The organism is Streptosporangium sp. G11, assembly GCF_051192615.1.
Classification (GTDB): Bacteria; Actinomycetota; Actinomycetes; order Streptosporangiales; family Streptosporangiaceae; genus Streptosporangium.
The window spans coordinates 1-4,805 of the sequence record NZ_JBPJUQ010000193.1; the positions used below are offsets into that span (position 1 = coordinate 1).

The following is a 4,805-nucleotide window of genomic DNA, read 5'->3' on the forward strand; positions in this document are numbered from 1 at the left end:
GCGGAACGCGACCACCTCGACCGGCACATCGCGGATCTCACCCAGACCCGGGACAGGCTCGACTCCGTCATCGACGGTGCCTCATCCAACATGCACACAGGCGCCCCCTGCCCACGGGACGGGAATGCATAGACCTGCGCCAGACCTGTCGGAAAAGGATGGTTTCCCGACACCACACCGACCAGGCTCCCCACAGCCCGGAAAATCAGACTTAGCGGCACAAAACGCCGCTCCGGATGGGTGTTTTCGAGCCCAAATTGACGACAGGATTTCCCGACAGATAAAAGGGGGCTCCCGTCCCTCATATCCAAGGAGTCGCCGGTGCGGATCGTCTACTCCCGCTCGTCCACCGCCCCCCAGTCCCTGATGCGGCAGCGGCACATCCTCACCGAGGCCGGACTCCTCATCCGGACCGGGGGCGTCGCCGAGGGGCTTCGCCCGGCTGAGGGGGTGCTGCTGTTCGAGGACCCGGCGACCACCTCCAAGATCCCCGCATTGGAGCGGCCCGCGTTCGCCGGGGTCGCCGCCGCCGCACACCCGGGCGACGTCCTGACCGTGTCGGAGCTGTTCCGGCTGTGCCGGGATCTGGTCGACATCCACGCGGTCCGTGACTGGTGCCAGGCCCGCGGCGTCGCCCTGCGCGTCCTGTCGGGCCCGCTATCGAACTTCCACGACCTCGCGGCCAAAGACGCGACGACAGCCCTGATCATCAACGTGATCACCGCGGTGGGACAGTTCCAGCGCGACCTGCAAAACGAGCTGACCGCCGAAGGAGTCGCCGCCGCCGAAGCCGAAGGCCGCTACCGCGGCCGGCCACCCGCGCTGGCCGGCGCCCGGCTTGAGGAGGTGCGGTCGGCGTTCACCGACCACGGCACCTCGATCGCGGCCCTCGCCCGCGCACATGGAGTGAGCCGGGCCGCCATCCGAAGCGCGCTGACCGGGCTACTGCCCGGCCAGCCGGGCCCGCCCGTGCCCATCTCGACCGAGGGCCCTGCCGAAGCGTCCAGCTAAGTTACTCGAAGGTACCGCCAACGGCTGTCCGCAGGTTCCTCAACCCCGGAATAGGCGAGCTCACCAGTACCGAGGCCGGACGAGGTGCGTAAGGCGCGCATGCTCGGCCGCCGTACACGACGCGCCACGGCGTAGACACGACGACGAAGGGCCCGACACCTGGGGGTCGGGCCCTTCGTCATGTCGACAGCGCTGGGCTCAGCTCGGCCGCCCGACCCCCTTGATGACACGTTCCCACTGCTCGACGATGACAAAAGCGCCCCTCACGGGCAGCAGACGTGAGACCACGAATGCACAAGGAGCGACAGCATGGATACCGACCTTCAGGGGTACGTGGATGTCAGCCTGATAGCCAGTGGTCACATTGACCACGCGGGGATCTACAGCCTTACCGACGAGGTGTTCTGGGCCCTCAGCGCCGGGTTCAACCCATCACCCGAGGAGATGGGGGTAATCGTCGGCATCGTCAAGGGCGACGAGGCCGTGAAGGACCGCGCGTTCAGCGACGGCCTTTACGTCGCCGGAAACAGGTACATCCTCACGAGAGCCGAATCCAGAAGCATCTACGCCAGATCCGGAAGGACCGGCATCGCCGCCGCGAAGACCAACAGGACCGTCATCGTGGGCCACCACTCCGAGACGGCGATAGCGGGGAATGCCAACAGCACGGTCGAGAGTCTCGCCGACTACCTCACCGGCCAGGGCTACTGAGGGATCGGCAGACTGACACCCCGCACGACCGGGCGCGTCTCCGACCTGCACGCCGAAGGGCCTGCCCCCCTTTCCCGGGTTCGGGCCCTTCCGCCTGCCGTACGGCTACTAGCCGCCCATGTGCCGCATGCCGCCCGTGGCGCTGTGTCTGATCATGCCCCGGAGCCTGTCAGTGCCACGGGGCCGGCGGCAACCCTCAGCCGCGGCCAATCTCCCCAAGCGGGGACAACATCACGCGCGGCGTCTCCGGCCTCGGGGAACACGGAACGTCACCATCAGGCCCTATGAGGACGACAACTCGCGACAGTTGAACACGCGACTCCACCAGTACGGAACCCCTACTCGTGCTCAACGCGGCCGATCAATCTCAATGGCCACCCGAACTCCGATATGGGGCACTGAACTGAGGTGAGGACAGTGACAGAGTCTCCCTGTCGGGTTTCTCCCTATCCGGACCGCAGGCCGGTGATCTTCGTCGAAATGATGGGCCATGGCGACACGAAACTTGTTCAGGTTTGTCTCGGTCAGGCCGCCGATTCCTGCGACGGTCGATGATGCGTGTCGGTTGATCAATAAGGAAGCCGGAGCGCAGTTCGTCGAGGAGGTTATGATCCGGCGACGGAAGCACAAAGAGTCGCTTGAGGTGGCCCGCCGCGCCGTCTCCTTGGCGTTCATCGAGTCTGCGGAACACTTTGCTCGTAGTCGATCGAGCAGTATGAGATTGCCCGCATCACGGAGTTCTCTGGTTACGTTTCTGCAGGAATTGCGCAGATCAATATCGGAACAGCTCGCGCGATGATGAACAAGTACTATGCTGGAATGGGAGATAAACACACCAACAAGCAGATAGCATACGTGTTAAGCCGCGATCCTGTTTGGTCCATCCGGCTGGCCGCATCATACATGAGGCACTTAAAGGAGACCGTGACCGTCACTCACGGGAATAAAACTCGCCACATAAACGACTGGGAGGCCGCCGTCGCCTATGCGGTCAACCCTATTCAGTTTGGTAAATGGTTGAGCGGTGGACCGCCACCTTCCCCGGAAACGCAAAAACGCTGGGACGCCATATTCGGCACGACAGGTACAGCAGCGTTTGAATATTGACACTGCATGAAAGCGCGCTGCGGGAAACCTTTCGACAAACCATACCTGGAAAGATATAATGACTGGTAAAATCACGTGATATCCATACAAGTGGAACCGACGGCGGGGAATTTAGAAAATCCACGCTCACCGGCCATACTGGTTAGATCGGTTACGCTAGCTAGTTTAAAAGATTGGAGGGTTAGATGTCATCCGTAACGGCTAAGAGGACTAGGGTCACAGCTCTAGTCGTTTTAGTCATCGCACTTTTATTCGGCTTACTCTACCTGACTATGCGGGCCTGGGGAGGAAAGCCGCTAGAAGTCGACCCCAGAGCGGTGCGTCAGGTACAAGAGATCGGCCAAGTTTCAGCAAGCGCCAAAGCAACATCCACAGAATCGGATTCTGTCGTAACTACAGAATATATGATCTTTGACTTAGTGGTTCCCGACCAACGAGACGCCCTTAAAAAGGGAGTCGAACTTCTGCAGTCGAGAGGATGGGAGGTCGACACAGATCGTTCCCCAAAAGCGGTTCACATGAAATCCAGCCAACGGAAAGACGTATTATTGTCACTGGAGCCATTGAAGGAATATGAAGAATACATTTCGAATGGAACGCTTGACGAAAAAGTCACAAGAGCCATAAAGCAAGTTCAAGTGAAAGCAAAATATCCAAACTCTCTTATCATTGTGGACATGCGTCCATTTGGTCCTTGATGAAATCACCTCACTGGGAAACAAGGCAGCGGAGATTAACGTGACAAGCAGGATGCCACCGGCACCGATCGGACCACTCAAGACAGGACAGCAGCGACGGGTGACAACGTAGCCGCGATTTCCTACGCGCTCGCCGACAAATCCCCAGGCGCCCGACACCCACAGGGCACCATCACCAGCGTGCGGGTGCTCTCATCCAGGTGAGCCACCATCTTCGAGCCCAAGCAGTAGCGGCACCCCAGGAACGCGGCGGAGTCGGACCAGATGCGATGCTCCCAGGCCGGCGGCGGCTCAGCGGGCGGTGGGGGAGGTTCGGCGGGCTCGTGCTCGGCACCGACCCAGCCCCGGCCGTGACAGAACCGGCACGCGATCCGCAGACGACCCAGCCGCTGGCCGCCCACGCCCTCGCACTCGGGGCAGGTGATCGGGTCGCTCATCGCCGCCCCGTCCCAGCGCACGCCGTACACGCCACCCAGACGCTCTGCTTGGGACCGCTGCCGTTACGGTCGACCCATTCGCCGCCCGCGCCCGAGCAGGTACCGCAGATCGGCGGATCCTTTTCCTCCTCGGCCATACCTCGACGCTACGCCGCCCCGAGAACCCCGTCAGTGGTTAGGACGGCTTCAGGTGGCCCCATTTGACGGCTTGACCTGGACCCATTTGTTGATCACTGGGTGAAAAAGCGACGGCTTGAAATGGCCCCACCCCGATGGGATGTATCAGGCCAGCGGGACCGTGTCAGCTCTCTGTCTGTTCGGTGAGCCTGATCCGCACTTGATGGTTGTGCTCGGTATGCGAGATGACCTCGCCGGTCACGAAGGCGCCCAAGCGAGGGAGCTCAAAATCTGGAGGCATGGCGGTGATCTCAGCAAGGCCGATCGCCTTGGGCGTGTCATCGATGCGAAGAAACACGCCGAAGGGCTGCCGGCCGATAACCGTCCCGGTCACCCGAGTCCCGATAGGCAAGGCTCGACACGTAGCGGACCAGGCTGCCCGGGCCCTTCTCCCGATCTCGACGCCGTCATCCGGCCACGAGTACTCGGTCATGTCCTGATCTTGCCGTTGCCAGCCCAACTCCGCAACGCACCTGGTAATTCCTTCATGGCAGGGATTACAGGATGATCTTTAGACGCATCAGATCAACAGGGCTGTGTCCGCCTGGATGAGACGGAATGTCTGTGGTCTCGGGGGCTGCCGCCCCTGAGGGGCCACGGTGATTCCGGACAGCCATGTTATGGCGCAGCCTATGCGGCTATTTGGGTTGCGAGGGCCTCGTTG

5 protein-coding genes are annotated in these 4,805 nt (G+C 61.6%); 4 read left to right on the forward strand and 1 reads right to left on the reverse strand.

Going from position 1 to position 4,805, the window contains the following annotated elements; all coding sequences use genetic code 11:
* The first annotated feature begins 321 nt into the window (after positions 1-321).
* The 4 genes from ACSDR0_RS49365 (at position 322) to ACSDR0_RS49380 (ending at position 3,527) form a co-directional block, all read left to right on the forward strand.
* Positions 322-1,011 carry a recombinase family protein gene (locus ACSDR0_RS49365; RefSeq protein WP_435295918.1) on the forward strand — a complete coding sequence of 230 codons (690 nt, stop codon included), beginning with the start codon at positions 322-324 and terminating at the stop codon, positions 1,009-1,011.
* A gap of 309 nt (positions 1,012-1,320) precedes the next feature.
* Entirely contained in the window at positions 1,321-1,722 is a 402-nt protein-coding gene (locus tag ACSDR0_RS49370) for a profilin (protein WP_435295919.1), read from the forward strand.
* 762 nt (positions 1,723-2,484) lie between these two features.
* Positions 2,485-2,829: a hypothetical protein gene (locus ACSDR0_RS49375; RefSeq protein ID WP_435295922.1), complete on the forward strand. Its 345-nt coding sequence runs from the start codon at positions 2,485-2,487 to the stop codon at positions 2,827-2,829.
* A gap of 185 nt (positions 2,830-3,014) precedes the next feature.
* Entirely contained in the window at positions 3,015-3,527 is a 513-nt protein-coding gene (locus ACSDR0_RS49380) for a hypothetical protein (RefSeq protein WP_435295920.1), read from the forward strand.
* A 738-nt stretch (positions 3,528-4,265) separates the two neighbouring features.
* On the opposite strand, the gene ACSDR0_RS49385 is transcribed toward ACSDR0_RS49380, so the two are convergent.
* The gene (locus ACSDR0_RS49385; protein WP_435295921.1) at positions 4,266-4,574 is read right to left on the reverse strand and encodes a hypothetical protein; all 309 of its coding nucleotides are present in this window, start codon (positions 4,572-4,574) and stop codon (positions 4,266-4,268) included.
* Positions 4,575-4,805: the final 231 nt, after the last annotated feature.

What these genes read in the sequence shown, in the direction of transcription:
- ACSDR0_RS49380 (WP_435295920.1), top strand. Translation starts at nt 3,015, where the DNA reads ATGTCATCCGTAACGGCTAAGAGGACTAGGGTCACAGCTCTAGTCGTT.
- ACSDR0_RS49385 (WP_435295921.1), bottom strand. Translation starts at nt 4,574, where the DNA reads ATGACCGAGTACTCGTGGCCGGATGACGGCGTCGAGATCGGGAGAAGG.
- ACSDR0_RS49370 (WP_435295919.1), top strand. Translation starts at nt 1,321, where the DNA reads ATGGATACCGACCTTCAGGGGTACGTGGATGTCAGCCTGATAGCCAGT.